Source organism: Amycolatopsis orientalis DSM 43388 (assembly GCF_000411975.1).
In the GTDB taxonomy this organism is placed as follows: Bacteria; Actinomycetota; Actinomycetes; order Mycobacteriales; family Pseudonocardiaceae; genus Amycolatopsis; species Amycolatopsis orientalis_D.
This window is the reverse complement of sequence record NZ_ASXG01000073.1, coordinates 77821-93502: the sequence shown is the minus strand read 5'-3', so window position 1 is coordinate 93502 and position 15682 is coordinate 77821. Positions and strand designations below refer to the sequence as shown.

General features: G+C 70.9%; 16 protein-coding genes. 7 read left to right on the top strand and 9 right to left on the bottom strand.

All coding sequences use genetic code 11. From position 1 onward, the window contains the following. Window positions 1-37: 37 nt before the first annotated feature. On the bottom strand, window positions 38-814 hold the full coding sequence (locus tag L942_RS13230; RefSeq protein WP_037359614.1) for a glycerophosphodiester phosphodiesterase: 777 nt from the start codon (window positions 812-814) through the stop codon (window positions 38-40). A gap of 66 nt (window positions 815-880) precedes the next feature. Between L942_RS13230 and L942_RS13225 the strand changes: the two genes are divergently transcribed. Both L942_RS13225 and L942_RS44260 read left to right on the top strand, forming a co-directional pair. Next, window positions 881-1261: a hypothetical protein gene (locus tag L942_RS13225; RefSeq protein WP_051165915.1), complete on the top strand. Its 381-nt coding sequence runs from the start codon at window positions 881-883 to the stop codon at window positions 1259-1261. Window positions 1262-1397: 136 nt separating this feature from the next. Next, window positions 1398-1619: a hypothetical protein gene (locus L942_RS44260; RefSeq protein WP_158684455.1), complete on the top strand. Its 222-nt coding sequence runs from the start codon at window positions 1398-1400 to the stop codon at window positions 1617-1619. A gap of 252 nt (window positions 1620-1871) precedes the next feature. On the opposite strand, the gene L942_RS13220 is transcribed toward L942_RS44260, so the two are convergent. From L942_RS13220 to L942_RS44255, 5 genes are all read right to left on the bottom strand, one after another. Further along, window positions 1872-2336 carry an SRPBCC family protein gene (locus tag L942_RS13220; protein WP_037359611.1) on the bottom strand — a complete coding sequence of 155 codons (465 nt, stop codon included), beginning with the start codon at window positions 2334-2336 and terminating at the stop codon, window positions 1872-1874. A gap of 4 nt (window positions 2337-2340) precedes the next feature. After that, window positions 2341-3366, bottom strand: coding sequence for a tyrosine-type recombinase/integrase (locus L942_RS13215; RefSeq protein WP_037359608.1), 1026 nt, complete (start codon window positions 3364-3366; stop codon window positions 2341-2343). Window positions 3367-4063: 697 nt separating this feature from the next. Next, window positions 4064-4774, bottom strand: coding sequence for an SDR family NAD(P)-dependent oxidoreductase (locus tag L942_RS13210; protein WP_037359605.1), 711 nt, complete (start codon window positions 4772-4774; stop codon window positions 4064-4066). A gap of 176 nt (window positions 4775-4950) precedes the next feature. Then, a complete protein-coding gene (locus L942_RS13205) occupies window positions 4951-5817 on the bottom strand; it encodes an LLM class flavin-dependent oxidoreductase (protein ID WP_037359602.1) in 867 nt (288 codons plus the stop codon). A 54-nt stretch (window positions 5818-5871) separates the two neighbouring features. Then, window positions 5872-6042 carry a hypothetical protein gene (locus L942_RS44255; protein WP_158684454.1) on the bottom strand — a complete coding sequence of 57 codons (171 nt, stop codon included), beginning with the start codon at window positions 6040-6042 and terminating at the stop codon, window positions 5872-5874. Between the two features lie 28 nt (window positions 6043-6070). Between L942_RS44255 and L942_RS13200 the strand changes: the two genes are divergently transcribed. From L942_RS13200 to rox, 4 genes are all read left to right on the top strand, one after another. Beyond that, window positions 6071-6676 (top strand): TetR/AcrR family transcriptional regulator, encoded by a 606-nt coding sequence (locus tag L942_RS13200; protein WP_037359599.1) that lies wholly within the window; start codon window positions 6071-6073, stop codon window positions 6674-6676. Further along, a complete protein-coding gene (locus tag L942_RS13195) occupies window positions 6660-8276 on the top strand; it encodes an acyl-CoA dehydrogenase family protein (protein WP_037359597.1) in 1617 nt (538 codons plus the stop codon). Before L942_RS13200 ends, L942_RS13195 begins: the two co-directional genes overlap by 17 nt. Window positions 8277-8298: 22 nt before the next feature. Further along, the gene (locus L942_RS13190; RefSeq protein ID WP_037359593.1) at window positions 8299-8973 is read left to right on the top strand and encodes a class I SAM-dependent methyltransferase; all 675 of its coding nucleotides are present in this window, start codon (window positions 8299-8301) and stop codon (window positions 8971-8973) included. Window positions 8974-9148: 175 nt separating this feature from the next. Then, window positions 9149-10576 (top strand): rifampin monooxygenase, encoded by a 1428-nt coding sequence (gene rox, locus L942_RS13185; protein ID WP_037359590.1) that lies wholly within the window; start codon window positions 9149-9151, stop codon window positions 10574-10576. A 69-nt stretch (window positions 10577-10645) separates the two neighbouring features. On the opposite strand, the gene L942_RS13180 is transcribed toward rox, so the two are convergent. The 3 genes from L942_RS13180 to L942_RS13170 form a co-directional block, all read right to left on the bottom strand. Further along, window positions 10646-11422: a PE-PPE domain-containing protein gene (locus L942_RS13180; protein ID WP_037359587.1), complete on the bottom strand. Its 777-nt coding sequence runs from the start codon at window positions 11420-11422 to the stop codon at window positions 10646-10648. Between the two features lie 213 nt (window positions 11423-11635). Then, a complete protein-coding gene (locus L942_RS13175) occupies window positions 11636-12283 on the bottom strand; it encodes an SWIM zinc finger family protein (RefSeq protein WP_037359584.1) in 648 nt (215 codons plus the stop codon). Beyond that, a complete protein-coding gene (locus tag L942_RS13170) occupies window positions 12280-14670 on the bottom strand; it encodes a DEAD/DEAH box helicase (protein ID WP_440201317.1) in 2391 nt (796 codons plus the stop codon). Before L942_RS13170 ends, L942_RS13175 begins: the two co-directional genes overlap by 4 nt. Window positions 14671-14854: 184 nt before the next feature. Between L942_RS13170 and L942_RS13165 the strand changes: the two genes are divergently transcribed. Next, a complete protein-coding gene (locus L942_RS13165) occupies window positions 14855-15604 on the top strand; it encodes a TetR/AcrR family transcriptional regulator (RefSeq protein WP_037359582.1) in 750 nt (249 codons plus the stop codon). Window positions 15605-15682: the final 78 nt, after the last annotated feature.

Genomic DNA, 15682 nt, shown 5'->3' with positions numbered 1-15682 from the left:
GTCGATCCTGCCTGCAGTAGCGGTCAGGAACGGTCCGCTACTTCCACGCACCCCGCTCCCGCAGCACGTCGCGCAAGACGTCCGGCCGGTCGGTGACGATCCCGTGCACGCCGAGGTCCAGCAGCATCCGCATCTGGTCCGCGTCGTCGATCGTCCACGTGTGCACCTCGAACCCGCGCCGCACCGCCGACTTCACGAACGCCTGGTCCACCACCTTCAACAGCCCCTGCCGCACCGGAACCTGCGCGAGCCAGCCCGCCGAGAACCGGCTGATCGGCAGCAGCGGAGCCCAGCCGTTCGCCCACAGCAGGAACGCCGACCGCGGCCCCATCGCGGTCAGCAGCTTCGGCCCGGCCAGCTTCCGCAGCCGCGCGAGCCGCGAGTCCGAAAAGGACGCCGCAGCGACCCGGTCGATCGCCCCGGTCCGCTCCAGGGCCCGCACGAACGGGACCACCGCGCTGTCGGCCTTCACGTCGATGTTGAAAAACGCGTCCGGCAGCTCCTCGAACAGATCCTCCAGCCGCGACAACGGCGCCCGGCCGTCGATCTTGACGTCCTTGAGCTGCGCCCACGTCTGCGTCGCGATCGCCCCGCGCCCGTCCGTCGTGCGATCGAGCGTCGCGTCGTGGTGCACGACCACCACCCCGTCGGAGGTGGCATGCACGTCGGTCTCGAGATAGCGATACCCCTCGGCGACCGCGCGCTGGAACGCCGGCAGCGAGTTCTCCAGCCCCTCCAGGTCGCCGATGTGCCACCCGCGGTGGGCGAAGGCGCGGGGGAGCGAGTCGGCGAGGTACGGAAACGGTGGACGCATGCTTCCAGTCTGCGCCATCGGTGTGGCCCCGTCGTGAGAACGTGATGGACAGCTAGAGTCCGGCAGGTGAGGGAACTGGCCGAACACGCTCTGACCGGCGACGAACGCGTCGTGCCCCGCCGCACGAACGCCCCGAAACACTGCGGCTGGTGCGGACGCCGCCTGCCCGAAGCGGGCAACGTCGGACGCCGCCGCCGCTACTGCGGACAGTCTTGCCGCCAGCGCGCCTACGAACGCCGGACCGCCCTGCAGCGCAGCGGCCTGCCCGAGGACGCGGTCGTGCTGTCGGACACCGAGATCGCCGCCCTGCAGGACCGCCTCTTCCAGCTGCGCTGCGCCGCGGAAGACATCGTGACCGCCGCCCAGGACGGCGCGTCGGCAGGAGAGCTGCGGCAACTCGCGGAGGAGATCGCCTCGGCGGCGAAGGACCTCGAACAGCTTCGCTGAGGGGCATCGCCGAGTTCTTGCGAGATATGCCGCTGCGGTTGCCCGACGACCCAGCCTCCGCGCAAGCGACGCGTGCCGAGAACTTGCCTCGTCTCCGACGACGACTTCCGCCGCGCGATGCGGCAGATGGTGCTCCATGGCGAAACCGACAACCGCGGCGAATTCGGCCTCACCATCCGGCTGCCGGTCCTCGAACGTGCCCGCCCCGCGGCCGAGCAGGGATCGCGTCGGGCACGTGATCCACGACCGCATCGTGCCCGCTGATCTCGGCGAGGCAGAAGCGCAGGCAAAGCTCGACTGGCTCGGCTTGGTCGCCGAGCCGGGCGTCGAACGCTACCGGGAGCTGGTCAGCCCGTAATCGTCCGCCGGAACCGCGCAGCGTGCCTGCTTTCGCGTGGCTCGCCGCCTTCCGCGCACACCGATACCCCCGATCGAAACAACTCCGAGAGGGTTGCTCCGGCACCGACAAGCCCGTTGCGTTCGGCGCAGGGGAGAGGCTGAACTAGCCGTCCGGCCTCCCTTGACGTGGCAACTCGGCGGCGCGTCCGGGGGAGCATCCGCGCGACTCGCTGATGACGGGCCAGCGCCCCGACGGCGCGCGAACCCGGGCCTAGGACTGCGGAAGCTCCGCCGCCTTCGCCAGGTTCTCCAGCGACGCCGCCAACTTGTCCGCGGTCATCGACCGGGCGCGCTCGTTTCGCATCGTGTCGTCGGGATCCAGTTGCGACCAGTCGTAGGTGTGCGTGACCTCGGTGCGGTTCGCGCCGAGCGGGTTCAGCTCCCACCGCCACAGATGGCCCGGAGGCTGCTTGCCCGGTTCCGCCGGACGCCACGCCACCCGGCGCGCCTCCTCGAACTCGACGATGCGGTTCTCCCGGACCCAGCCGTTCGTCAGCGTCGTGGAGAACACGTCGCCGACCGCGTGGACGCGCTGGCCCGGCGCGGCCTCCGCCAGGTTGTCGTTGCCGTCCCAGCCGGGCTGCTGCGCCGGGTCGGCGATCAGTTCGAAAATCCGCTCCGCGGGAGCCTCGATCTCACGGCTGGCGCGCACGACGCGCGGGAGTTCGTCAGTCACGCGTTCATGCAATCACATCGGCCTCCCGCGTGGCGTCCGTTCGGGACTCGTCTTCCCGGGCCAATCCGTTCAGTGCCCGATAGGTCCGGTTGCTCGCCGCGGCGGCTCGCTGCTCCCGGCCGGTCGCTTCGATGTAGTTCTGGCTCGTCGCCAGGCTCGCGTGGCCGAGCAGGGACATGATCTCCGACGCCGTGGCACCGTCCTCGGCCAGCCGCGTGGCGAAGGTGTGCCGCAGAGCGTGCAGATTCGCGCCCGTCGGCACCCGGTCGTGCAAGCCCGCCCACCGGTAGCACGACTTCACCAGGTACTCCAGCGCACCGCGGCCGATCGGGTTGCCCGCCCGGTCGCGCAGCAGCGGTTCGCTCGCCGGGAACCGCTGCCGGGGAAAGCGCCGGCGGCACGACGCCTGGTAGTCCTCGATCAGCTTCGCCATCGCGGGCTGCACCGGAATCGACCGGTCGCGGCTGCCCTTGCCGTGGACGTGCAGCCGCAGTTCACCGTCCCGCCCGACCACCGATCGCGGGGTGAGCGCGCGCATTTCCGCTGCCCGCAAGCCCGCGACCAGACCGAGCGCCAGCACCAGCACATCCCGCTCCGGCCACGGATCCCGCGCCCGCCGGGCACCCTCGGCTGCCGCGGTGAGCAGTTGCTCGGGAGTTTCCTCGCCCCGCAAGGGTTTCGGCGTCAACGGGGGAGTCTTGGGCCGCGCGACGGCTCCCATCGGATTGCCCGGGAGCAGTCCGTCCGACACGCAGAAGGTGAGGAACTGGTTCCACGTCGACCAAGCCCGCAAGACGGAGCTTTTCGCGTGGTTGTCGGCAAACGCGCCGAAGGCGGCCCGCAGCACCGGCCCGGTCAGCTCTTCGACGTGCACCTCGTCGCGCCCCAGCTCCGCCAGCAGGAGAGCGGTGATCCCGGCGAGGTCGCGCCGATAAGCGGCGGTGGTGTGCGGCGAGTCCTTGCGCGGCCGCCGTGCCGCGAAGAACGCTTGCTGTGCCTCGGAAACGAGCATAGTGATCTTGTACCGCACAGCACCGACAATTTCGACGCTCGCCGCCGTCTGATATATGATGCATAATAGCGATTATGCATGAAACATGGGCACGGAAGGCCGGAATCCCCTTTGGGGGACAGCGCTTTCCGATCCGCCAACTCGAGCGTGGAAGCTCCTCGCGCGACACGCGAAGTCCCTGTTGAGACCTGCTCCCGTGCGCTGAGCTGACCTGATGCTGGATCATGTCAGCGACGCGTTCGTAGGGCCAAGTGGATCTTCGAGCTGTCCGAGTCGGTCTCGGCGCGTTCGAGAATGTTGTTGCACTCCAACCTCAACGTCCAGCCAGCCGTGCTTAATTCGTCACGGTGACGAATTAAGCACGGCTGGGACTGTGGTTCCATCGGGGATCCCGGACGGCCCTCTCCGAAGGGACCACCACAGGACTCGACTGGAGACCTCGGCGGCGGCCGCGCCGCGAGACGCCGCCGACCGAGTCCGGAGCGCGCCGGAGTCTCACGTTGACGCAAGGCGGAAACACGTGCGGTAAGTGCGTGACGAGCCCTTGGCGGCCTCTCCTCAACCCGCAGATCAGCAGGTCAGTAAAACGCCGATAATGTACATTATGTCAAGTAGACGGCTGGAAGTGTCCGGAGGTCCGCTCACCCGTTAGCCCGATCTGATCTGGTGGTTGTGGACGGCATCTGGCCAGCCGTTCATGTCAGCTGTCCCAGTCTCACCACACCAGCGGGCCGTTGATGTCCGTGTAGGTGCCGGTCGGCCCGTCGGGTCCGATCTGGGCCATCCGCACGATGATCTCCGCGCCCTGTTCGACTGTCTGGCCGCCTTGGCGTCGGTTGATGTCCGTGCGGGTGTAGCCAGGTTCGACGGCGTTGATCCGGATTCCGGGAAATGTCTTCGCGTACTGCACGGTCACCATGTTCACCGCGGCCTTCGACGCCGGATACGCCATCCCGCGGTATGCATACTGATGCGTTGCCCGGTCGCTCATCCGGCCGAGCGATCCCAGTGCGCTGCTGACGTTGACCACCACAGGCGCGGACGATCGTTGCAGGAGCGGCAGAAAGGCGTGCAGCACCCGCACGACGCCGAAGACGTTGGTATCGAACGTTTCCCGCATCAGGTCGGCAGTGGTCTCCCCTGCACCGACCGGTTCCCCATCGCTCTTCAGTTCGATCGCGATGCCCGCGTTGTTGACGAGGACGTCCAGTCCCCCTTCGGCCTCGACTGTTTTCGCGGCGGCGAGGACCGATGCCTCGTCGGTGACGTCAAGCTGGACAGTTCGTGCGCCGAGTTCCGCGGCGGCTCGTTCGCCCCGGGCCGTGTCGCGGGCGCCGAGGTAGACGGTGTGTCCGGCGGCGACCAAGCGGCGGGCGGTTTCGTAGCCGAGGCCCTTGGTGGCACCGGTGATGAGCGTTGTGGTCATGGCGGCGAACGTATGTGCTGGAGCGCGGACTAGGTCAAGCTTCCGGCGGCAGAATGGGAGGACGATTCTGCGCCCGCCACTCCCCTCCCGGACGGCATCCGCGGTGCGGGATATCGGTGGTCGCGGCGTTGAGCGAGTGGTTGGTGCACACGAGCCGCCGGGCTGGTCGTCGAGATCTAGTCCAGTCCGCTGGGCGGGCCTTGGCTGATCCGGCGGAGGGTGGGTTCGAGGCGGTCGAGGTCGCTGGTGGTGATGAGCTGACGTTCGTCCCACCAGGTCGCGCCGGCTTCGGCCAGCGGGGCGATGACGTCGCGGGCTCGGGCCGGGTCGCCTGGGCTGCGGCCGCCGACGACGAAGTCGAACTTCTCCCCCGCACCGTGTTTTCGGGCGTAGGACACGACATCACGGACGTCTTCGGGGGCCGGGGCGACGCCATGCGTGGCGTTCTTGAACAGCGGGGCGACGCCGTCCCAGCGTGCGGCGCGGCGGACCGGTTTGCGGTTCGGCCACACGGCGGCCAGCCAGACCGGCGGACGCGGTTGCTGGACGGTGGCGGGCCGGAGGGTGACGTCGCGGACTTGGTAGTGCTTGCCGTCGTGGTCGACGAGGTTTCCGGACCAGTACCGGTCGAGCAGGCCGAGGCTTTCGTCGAGGTGCTCGGCCAGGACGACCGGGTCGGTGGGTTCGCCGAAGCTGCCGAACTCGTCTTCGATCGGTCCGCCGAGGCCCGCGCCGAAGATGACCCTCCCGCCGCTGAGGGCGTCGAGGGTGGCGACCTGCCGGGCGAGGTGCTCGGGACGGCGGCGCGGCACGGCGGTGACCAGCGTGCCGATCTTGAGCGTGGAGGTCGCGAGCGCCGCCGCGGTCAGCAGCATCCAGGGATCGCCGAACGGCTTGCCGCGGCGGATTTCCTTGTCGTGGACCACGTGGTCCCAGAGGAACAGCGCGTCCCAGCCTTCTTGTTCGGCCGCTGCCGCCACTCTCGCCACGGTCCGGGCATCGGCGAAGTCGCCGAAGTTCGGGATGTTGATCGAGAAGCGCATGTCCGAATGGTTCCGGCGAGGGAGGCGGCGCGGCAAGCGAATAAGCCAGCCGGGTCAGGATCGGCGCAGAGTTCCGAGGATCAGGTCCGTGGTGTCGGCGGTGAGCAGCATGACGAACTGGCAGGCGCGGAGTGCGGCGTCGGGCAGCCCGTTGTCGTCGAGGTAGCCGGCTAGTGCTTGCTGGGTGGCGGCGGAACCTTCGTTGTCGCGCCACCGTTGACTCAAGTTATGAATCGATGGTTCACTTCTTCCCGTGGCCTACCGCAGAACGCCCAAAGTCCAGGAGCGCCTCGACGCGCTCCGGGAGAGCATCCTGGACGCCACTGTCCAGCAGCTGGCCGAGCACGGGTACTCCGGCTGTTCGGTCGCCGCCGTCGCCGAGCGGGCGGGGGTCGCGGTCGGCACGGTGTACCGGCACTTCCCCACCAAGGCCGATCTGGTCGTCCGGGTTTTCCGGCAGGTCGTGTCGCGCGAGGTGGAGGCGGTGCGGTCGGCCGCGGGCGGGCCGGCGGATCCGGTGGCGCGAGTCGTGGCGGTGTTCGAGACGTTCGCGGCGCGGGCGTTGAAGTCGCCGCGGCTGGCGTATGCCTTGCTGGCCGAGCCGGTGGACGCGGTGATCGACGCGGAGCGGCTCGAGTTCCGGCGGGTGTTCCGGGATGTCGTGGCCGAGCACGTCGCCGAAGGGGTGCGGGCCGGGGTGTTGCCCGCGCAGGACGCGGCGGTGAGCGCGGCGGCGCTGGTCGGGGCCGCGGCTGAGGTGTTGATCGGCCCGCTGACCAGCGGCGGGTCGGCGGAGGTCGGCGAGTTGAGCACGTTCGTCGTGCGGTCACTGGGAGGTTCGGATGCCCGCAACGCATGAGGTCTTCAATCAGGTTCCGCCGCTGGAGCACGACGTCGCGGCCGATCCGGCGCTGGCCGAGGCGGTCGGGCGCACCGAGGCGTCGTGGGTCGTCGACGAGCTGCACGAGCTGGGGCGGCTGGCCGGCAGCGAGCGGGTGCAGGAGTGGAGCCGGCTGGTCAACGAGAACGAGCCGGTGCTGCGCACGCACGATCGGTACGGGCACCGGATCGACGAGGTCGAGTTCCATCCGCATTGGCACGACTTGATGAACGTCGCGGTGTCGCACGGGCTGCAGGCCGCGCCGTGGCGGGACGAGCGGCCGGGGGCGCACGCGGCGCGGGCGGCGAAGTTCTATGTGTGGAGCCAGTCCGAGGCCGGGCACACTTGCCCGATTTCCATGACGTACGCGGCGGTTCCGGCGTTGCGCGCGAACCCCGAACTGGCGGAGAGGTACGAGCCGCTGCTCGCCTCGACCGAGTACGACTTCGGGTTGCGCGAGCCGGGCACGAAACGCGGGCTGATCGCGGGCATGTCGATGACCGAGAAGCAGGGCGGTTCGGACGTGCGCGCCAACACGACCGCGGCGCGGCCCGCGGGCGACGGAAGCTACCGGCTGGTCGGGCACAAGTGGTTCACCAGCGCGCCGATGTCGGACCTGTTCCTCACGCTCGCGCAGGCCCCGGGCGGGCTGTCCTGTTTCCTGCTCCCCCGCGTGCTCCCGGACGGCAGCCGGAACCCGATCCGGTTGCAGCGCTTGAAGGACAAGCTCGGCAACCGGTCGAACGCGTCGTCGGAGATCGAGTACGACGACGCGGTGGGCTGGCTCGTCGGCGAGGAGGGCCGCGGGGTCCGCACGATCATCGAGATGGTCAACAACACCCGGCTCGACTGCGCGCTCGGCAGTGCGTCGGGGATGCGGCTGGGCGCGGTCCGCGCGGTGCACCACGCGACGCACCGGCACGCGTTCGGCAAGGCGCTCGTGGACCAGCCGCTGATGGCGAACGTGCTGGCGGACCTGGTGCTCGAGGCGGAAGCGGCGGTGGCGGCGTCGATGCGGCTGGCGGCCGCGGGCGACCGGCGCGACGACGAGCAGGAGCAGGCTTTCCGCCGCCTCGGGCTCGCAGTGACCAAGTACTGGGTGTGCAAGCGGGCTCCGATGCACGCGGCCGAGGCGCTGGAATGCTTCGGCGGCAACGGGTATGTCGAGGAATCGGGCATGCCGCGGCTGTACCGGGAAGCGCCGCTGATGTCGATCTGGGAGGGCTCGGGCAACGTCGCCGCGCTCGACGCGTTGCGCGCGATGGGGCGGCAGCCGGAGTCGGTCGCGGCGTTCTTCGCCGAGGTGGAACTCGCCGCGGGCGGGGACGCTCGCCTCGACGACGCGGTCGACCGGCTCAAGAAGGATCTGTCCGATGTGGACGATCTGGAGTTCCGGGCGCGCCGGGTCGTGGAGTCGATGGCGTTGGTGCTGCAGGGTTCGCTGCTCGTGCGGCACGCGCCGCGCGCGGTGGCGGACGCGTTCTGCGGCACGCGGTTCGGCGGCGACTGGGGCGTGGCTTTCGGTACTTTGCCCGCTGGAACCGACACTTCCGCGATCATCGCCCGCGCCCGCGTCTAGTCCGCGTGTTTCGCCGGACCGGATGGGGTGGCGGGGGCTACTGTCCCTGCCCGTGACCGAACCTGTTTACCTAGCCGAGACGCGGACCGCGTACGACATTGTTGCCGAGAATTACGCCGAGATGCTGAAGGACTTCCTTCAGGACGCGACCTGGGACCGCGCGGTGCTCACCGCCTTCGCCGAACTCGTCGGCGAAGGGCCGGTCGGCGACCTGGGCTGCGGCCCGGGGCGGCTGACCGGGTACCTCAAGTCGCTCGGGCTGGACGTGTTCGGCGTCGACCTGTCCCCCGCGATGATCGAGGTCGCCCGCCGGACGCATCCGGACCTGCGCTTCGAGGTCGGCTCGCTGGCCGCGCTCGACCTCGCGGACGGCTCGCTCGCCGGGGCGCTCGCGTGGTACTCGCTGATCCACACGCCGCCGGAGGAGCTTCCGGTGCTGGCCAAGGAACTCGCGCGGGTCCTGCGGCCAGGCGGCTGGTTGCTGACCGCGTTCCAGGTGGGCGACAACGAACGCCGCCGCATCGAAAACGCTTACGGCCACGACATCGCGGCCGACGCCTACCGGCTCGATCCGGACTTCGTCGCGCAGGTGCTCGCCGACGCCGGTTTCGTGGTGGACGCGCGGCTGGTGCGCGAGCCCGGCCCGAGTTACGAGGCGACGCGGCAGGCGTATCTGACGGCCCGCAAGGAGGGCTGAGGAGAGTCCACTGGGGACGGAAGTGGGTAGGGAGTTCTCCCTGCCCACTTCAACGTATAGCGCACCCCGGGGCTTGCGGCAAGGGCCGGGTGGTGCTCCACAATCGTCCGCCGGAGCCGCTGCCTGCGGAAAGACCGCGGGCGGAAACGGCTCCGGTACGGGGGACGGGAACTTCATGGCGGACGTGATCGTGGTGGGGGCCGGGCCGGCGGGCATGATGCTGGCCGCGGAGCTGCGGCTGCACGGGGTGCGCGTGGTCGTGCTGGAAAAGGAGGCGGAACCGCCGACGTACGTGCGTGCGCTCGGGATGCACTCGCGCAGCATGGAGATCCTGGACCAGCGGGGGATGCTGGAGCCGTTTCTCGCCGAGGGTTCGACGCATCCGGTCGGGGGTTTCTTCGCGGGGATCGCGCGGCCGGCGCCGGAGCGGCTGGACACGTCGCACCCGTACGTGCTGGGGCTTCCGCAGCCGAGCACCGACCGGCTGCTGGCCGAGCACGCGGTGAAGGCGGGCGCGGAGATCCGGCGCGGCTGCGAGGTCGTCGGGCTGAGCCAGGTCGGCGACGGGGTCAGCGTCTCGCTCGCCGACGGCAGCGAACTGCGGGCGCGCTATCTGGTCGGGTGCGACGGCGGGCGGAGCACGGTGCGCAAGGCGCTCGGCGTCGCGTTCCCGGGCGAGCCCGCGCGGCGCGAGGTGCTGCTGGGCGAGATGGAGGCGACTGCGGATCCCGCCGAGATCTCCGCTCTGGTGACGGAAATCCGCAAGACGCAGCTGTGGTTCGGGGTCGGGCCGCTGCGCGACGGGCTGTTCCGCGTGGTCGTGCCCGCGGCCGGGGTGGTCGAGGACCGGGAGGCGCGGACGCCGACGCTCGACGAGGTCAAACGGCAGCTGCGCGAGTACGCCGGTACCGATTTCGGCGTCCACTCCCCTCGCTGGCTCTCGCGGTTCGGCGACGCGACCCGGCAGGCCGAGCACTACCGCGTCGGCCGGGTGCTGCTCTCGGGCGACGCGGCGCACGTCCATCCGCCGCTGGGCGGGCAGGGGCTCAACCTCGCGCTCCAGGACGCGTTCAACCTCGGCTGGAAGCTCGCCGCCGAGGTCAACGGCTGGGCGCCGGAGGGCCTGCTGGACACCTACGAGGCCGAACGCCACCCGGTCGCGGACGCCGTGCTGGACAACGTCCGCGCGCAGGCGGTGGTGATGTCGCCCGACCCGGACGGGCGCGCGATGCGGCGGCTGCTGACCGAGCTGATGGCCTTCGAGGAGGTCAACCGGCTGCTGCTGGAGAAGGTGCTCGCGCTCGACGTCCGCTACGACTTCGGCGGCGGGCATCCGCTGCTCGGCCGGCGGATGCGGGACCTGCCGCTCAAGCGAGGCCGGCTCTACGAGCTGACGCGCCAGGGCCGCGGGCTGCTGCTGGACCAGAACGGGCGGCTGTCGGCGGAGGGCTGGGCGGACCGGGTCGACCACGTCGTGGACGTGAGCGAGGACCTCGACGTGCCGGCCGTGCTGCTGCGGCCGGACGGGCACGTGGTCTGGACCGGCGAGGATCAGCACGAGCTGGAGTCGCGGTTGTTGCATTGGTTCGGCGCGAAGCGATGAGGACGTAGCGGGGCCGAGCGGGTTTCCCGGCTGCCCTGGGGGTGCCGGGAAACCCGCTCGGGGAATCGGTCAGGGGTGCACCGGGCCGCCCCAGCAGTCCTGCTTGCCCAGCCGCACGGACGTGTTGGTGTACACGCCGTCGGCGATGGTGTCCTGCATGATCGACCGCTGATCGGTCGGGCGCGGCCATTGGTAGCACCAGTGCTGGGCGAAGTAGCCGCCGGCCGCCTGGATCGGGTCGAAATCGCAGATGCCGTCGGTCTGGATGCAGTAGCGGATGGACCGGACGCCGTCGAAGCCCGGGCGGCCCGCGCCGAACGACACGTACCCGCCGAACGGCGACGGCAGACCCGCTCCCGGCGGGAGCGTCGCGCTGATCCCGGTCCCGGCCGGGCCGGGCGGCTGCATCGGGTCGGCGAACAGCTTCGCGCTGAACTTCGCCTTGTCCACCCCGAGCTGGTTGTCGGCGATGTCGTTGAGCACCAGGTTCGCCACGATCGCGCCCTGCGAGTAGCCGACGACGGTGAACTCGGCGTCCGGGTTCTCGCGGTAGGCGTCCTGGACGACCTGGCGGCCGCGGTCGTGCCCGATCGCGACGCTCTGGTCCATCGGGGTCTGGTCGCAGTTGGGCGCGCCGGCGGCGCCGGCCGGATAGTCCACGACCCGCGCGATGCCGCCCCGCAGCCATTCCGGACGGTAGACCGACGCCTTCCCGTCGCAGGTGCCGCCGATCAGGATGTAGTAATGCGCGTCGTCGGCGTGGGCCGGCGCCGCGCTGGCGAATCCCGCGCCGAGCGTGGCGACGACCGCGCCGATCAGCGCGATCCTGCTGGCTTTCTTCCCCATCGGATCCCCTCCGCGTCGAATGGTCAGCACGTTACTGAACGCATTCGGAAAGCTACGGAGAACCGATGAAATCCTGCTGAAAGCATGATCGCCCGCGAGCCGCCGCGTTCGCCGATTCCGCTGGTCAGGCGGGCAGCTGCGGACAGCGAGTCCACCGGATCGAGTGACCGACGGCAGACGCTCGCCGCCGGTCGCGGTGACTGTGCGCGCGGTTCAGCGGACGCGTGGCGTGAACTCCGCGAGTTCCGGCAACGGCGGTACCTCCCGCGCATACGCGTCCGCGGCCAGCACCCCGGTGGTGACCCGGGTGGCGGTGCGGCGGCCGAGTTCGTCCAGGATCTCCTGCTCGGTCCGGCCCCGGGCGAGCAGCAGGAGGAAGGGGTCGGCGTCGAGCAGCCAGGCGACCTGGAACGACAGCGCGGCGGCGTGCCGGCACGGAAGTTCCCAGCCCGGGCAGTCGCAGTCCGGGTCGAGGTCGCCGATGCCGGGCAGCAACGGGACGACCTCGGCCAGCTCCGGCGGCAGCTGCCGGTCGAGCAGCGCGGCGAGGTGCCCGGAATGGTCGGCGGCGCGGTCGAGCAGCAGTTCCCAGTCCGTTGTGGACAGTTCGGCCAGGTGCACGCCGGTGCGGTACGGGCCGTCGTCGGCATCCTCGGTGGTCGCGGTGATCAGGCCCGGGCTGACCGTGATCGGACCGACGAGGCCCGCCGCGGCGTAGCTCCGGCCTTTCTTCAGCTGCCGAAGGTCGAGCGCGGTGTCCTCCATCGCCTGCAGCCACGCGCGGCCCCACCAGGTGCGGGCGAACGGACCGCGGCCGGCCCGGGCGGGGAACGCGGGGAATCCGCGGATCCGGTCGGTCATCGCTGCCTCCGGAGGGTGACGAGCTCGGTCAGTTCGGCGTCGGTGAGCTCGGTGAACGCGGCCTCGCCGGAAGCGAGCACCGCGTCGGCGAGCGCGCGTTTCTCCCGCAGCATCACCGCGATCCGGTCCTCGACCGTGCCCTCGGCGACCAGCCGGTGGACCTGCACCGGCCGCGTCTGGCCGATCCGGTACGCGCGGTCGGTCGCCTGGTCCTCGACCGCCGGGTTCCACCACCGGTCGTAGTGCACGACGTGGTCGGCGCGGGTGAGGGTGAGCCCGGTGCCCGCGGCCTTGAGCGACAGCAGGAACACCCGCACGTCGCCGTTCTGGAAGCCGCGGACGAGTTCCTCGCGCCGGGCGACCGGGGTGCCGCCGTGCAGCAGCCGCGAGGGAATGCCGCGCGCGGCCAGGTGCCGTTCGAGCAGCCGCGCCATCGCCACGTACTGGGTGAACACCAGCACCGCGCCGTCCTCGGCGAGGATCGTGTCGAGCAGTTCGTCGAGCAGTTCGAGTTTTCCGGACCGTCCGGCGAGCGTGCTGTCGTCCGGTTCGCCGAGGAATTGCGCGGGGTGGTTGCAGATCTGCTTGAGCGCGGTGAGCAGCTTGACCACGCGGCCGCGGCGGGCCATGCCGTCGCTCGCGGAGATGTCGGCCATCAGCTCGCGCACGGTGGCCTCGTACAGCGCGGCCTGCTCGCGGGTGAGCGGCACCGGCCGGTCGGTCTCGGTCTTGGCGGGCAGTTCGGGCGCGATGCCCGGGTCGGACTTGCGGCGGCGCAGCAGGAACGGCCGCAGCAGCCGGGAAAGCTGCTCGGCGACCGCCGGGTCGGCCCGGGATTCGACCGGTTTCCCCCAGCGCCGGCGGAACTCGGCGAGCGGGCCGAGCAGCCCGGGCGTGGTCCAGTCGAGGATCGCCCACAGTTCGGTGAGCGTGTTCTCCACCGGCGTGCCGGTGAGCGCTACCTTCGCTGCCGAACGCAGCAGCCGCAATGCTTTCGCCGTGTCGGAGCGGTGGTTCTTCACGTGCTGCGCCTCGTCGGCGACCAGCAGGTCCCAGCTCACCTCGGCCAGCGGCGCGGGATCGGTGCGCAACGTGCCGTAGGTGGTCAGGACGAAGCCGCCGCCGAGATCGTCGAGCGACCGCGCGGCGCCGTGGAACCGCCGCACCGGCGTTCCGGGCGCGAACCGGCGGATCTCGGTTTCCCACGTGCCCAGCAGCGAAGCCGGGCACACGACCAGCGTCGGGCCGGTGTCGCGGCGCAGGTGCAGCGCGATGAGCGTGACGGTTTTGCCGAGCCCCATGTCGTCGGCGAGACAACCGCCGAGACCCAGTCCGGTGACGGTGTCGAGCCACAGCAGGCCGCGCAGCTGATAGTCGCGCAAGGTCGCGGCCAGCCCGGCGGGCTGTGGCGCCGGCTCGGGATCGGCCGACAGCCGGGCGCGCAGTTCCTCCAGCCAGCCGTCGGTGCGGACCTCCACCTGGTCGCCGTCGACCTCGGTGCGTCCGGTGAGCGCGACGCCGAGCGCCTCGATCGCGGTCAACGGCTTCAGCACGCGGTCCCGGGCGCGGTCGGCGGTCTTGGCGTCCAGCAGCACCCAGCGGTCCCGCAGCCGGACGACCGGGCGCTGGGCCTCGGCGAGCGCGTCGAGTTCCGCGACGCTCAGCTCGCTGTCGCCGAGTGCGAGCTGCCAGTCGAACTGCAGCACCCGGTCGCCGCCGAAGAACGACCGCGCGTCGGACGGCTCGCCGCCCGGCCGGACCACTGCGCGCGCGGCCAGCCCGGTCAGCTCGGTGGGCCAACGCACCGCGAGGTCCGCCGCGTCGAGCGCGCCGGCGAGCAGTTCGGCGATCTCGCGGTCTCCCAGTTCGACCGACGACGGAACCGCCGCCGACAGCAGCGGGGCCAGCGCCGGCCACACCTCGGCTCCGTGCCGCAGCGTCAGCAGAACCTCGTGCCGCGCTTCCTGGCTGCCAGTGCGCCACAGCTCTTCGGCGTCGACCAGCGGCTCGGTGCCGCCGTGCACCTGGACGACCGCGCGGAAACGGCCGCCCGCCAGGTCGTCGGACTCGACCCGCAGCGACACGCGCAGCGCGGGCTGGACGCCGGCGACGTCGCCGAGGAACCGCATCAGCAACGGATACGGCTCCGGCAACCGCTCCGGGGCGCCCGGGATCGGCGTGGCGTGCGCGTGCGGCGGCATCGCGTCGGCGAGGCGGCGCAGCCACGTTTCCTCGTCCGGGTCGAGCGGACCGGTCCATCCGGCCGCGGCGAGCCGTTCCGCGGCTTGGGCGGCCAGCGCCCAGAACCGCGCCGACGGATCCGTGAGCGATCGCAGCACCGGCACCGCGTCCGCGGTCGGCAGCCGCAGCGCGGGCACCGTGCGCACCCCGTCCGGCAGCACGACCTCGACCGTGCCGGGTGTCCCTGGACCGTCCGGCTCCGCGCCGTCCAGTCTCCAGAACACGACCCGGCCCGGCTCCACGACGACTGAATTCAGTGCTCCGCCCTCCCCTGGCTGGCCTCCGCGGGATAGTCTACCGGAAAACTCTGTACTGCGTACGAGGAGCGGAATGGGCACCGAGGAGCCGGCCGATCCGCGGCGGACCATCGAACTGCTGTGGGGCGTGGCCGGTCCCCCGCGCCGCGGTCCGAAGCCGAAGCTGTCGGTCGAGCACGTGGTGTTCGCCGGAATCCGGGTCGCGGACGCGGAAGGGCTGGACGCGGTCACCATGCGCCGGATCGCCGACGAACTGGGCGTCGCGACGATGTCGCTCTACACCTACGTTCCCGGCCGGGACGAACTGCTGGAGCTGATGCTCGACCACGCGCACGGCGAACTCCCCGGCGAACTGCCCGAAGGCTGGCGGGCCGGGCTCGCCGCGGTCGCCGAAGACCTGTGGCGGCTCTACCACCGGCATCCGTGGCTGCTGGAGATCCGCGTCGGCCGCCCGACCCTCGGCCCGCACACCTTCGCCAAATACGAGCGCGAACTGGCCGCGATGGACGAACTCGACCTCGACGACGTCCAGCTCGACGCGATCGTCAGCCTGCTCAACGGACTGGTCGCCGGCGCGGCGCGCGGTTCGGTGGACGCGGCCCGCGCCGCGCGGCGCAACGGGATGACCGACCTCGACTGGTGGCGCCGCTCGGCGCCGGTGCTGGCCGAGATCCCGGCCGCGGACCCGGCGCGTTTCCCGCGCGCGAGCCGGGTCGGCACCGCCGCCGGGCAGACCTACGGCGGGTCCTCGGATCCCGAGCACAACTTCCGGTTCGGGCTCGAACGCATCCTCGACGGGATCGGCCAGCTCGCTGGAGTCTGACCGCGCGAAATTGTCGGCGCCCCGGTCTACCGTGCGAAGGAGGTCGGCGGAACCGTTCGCCGGCGAGAATCCGAGGGG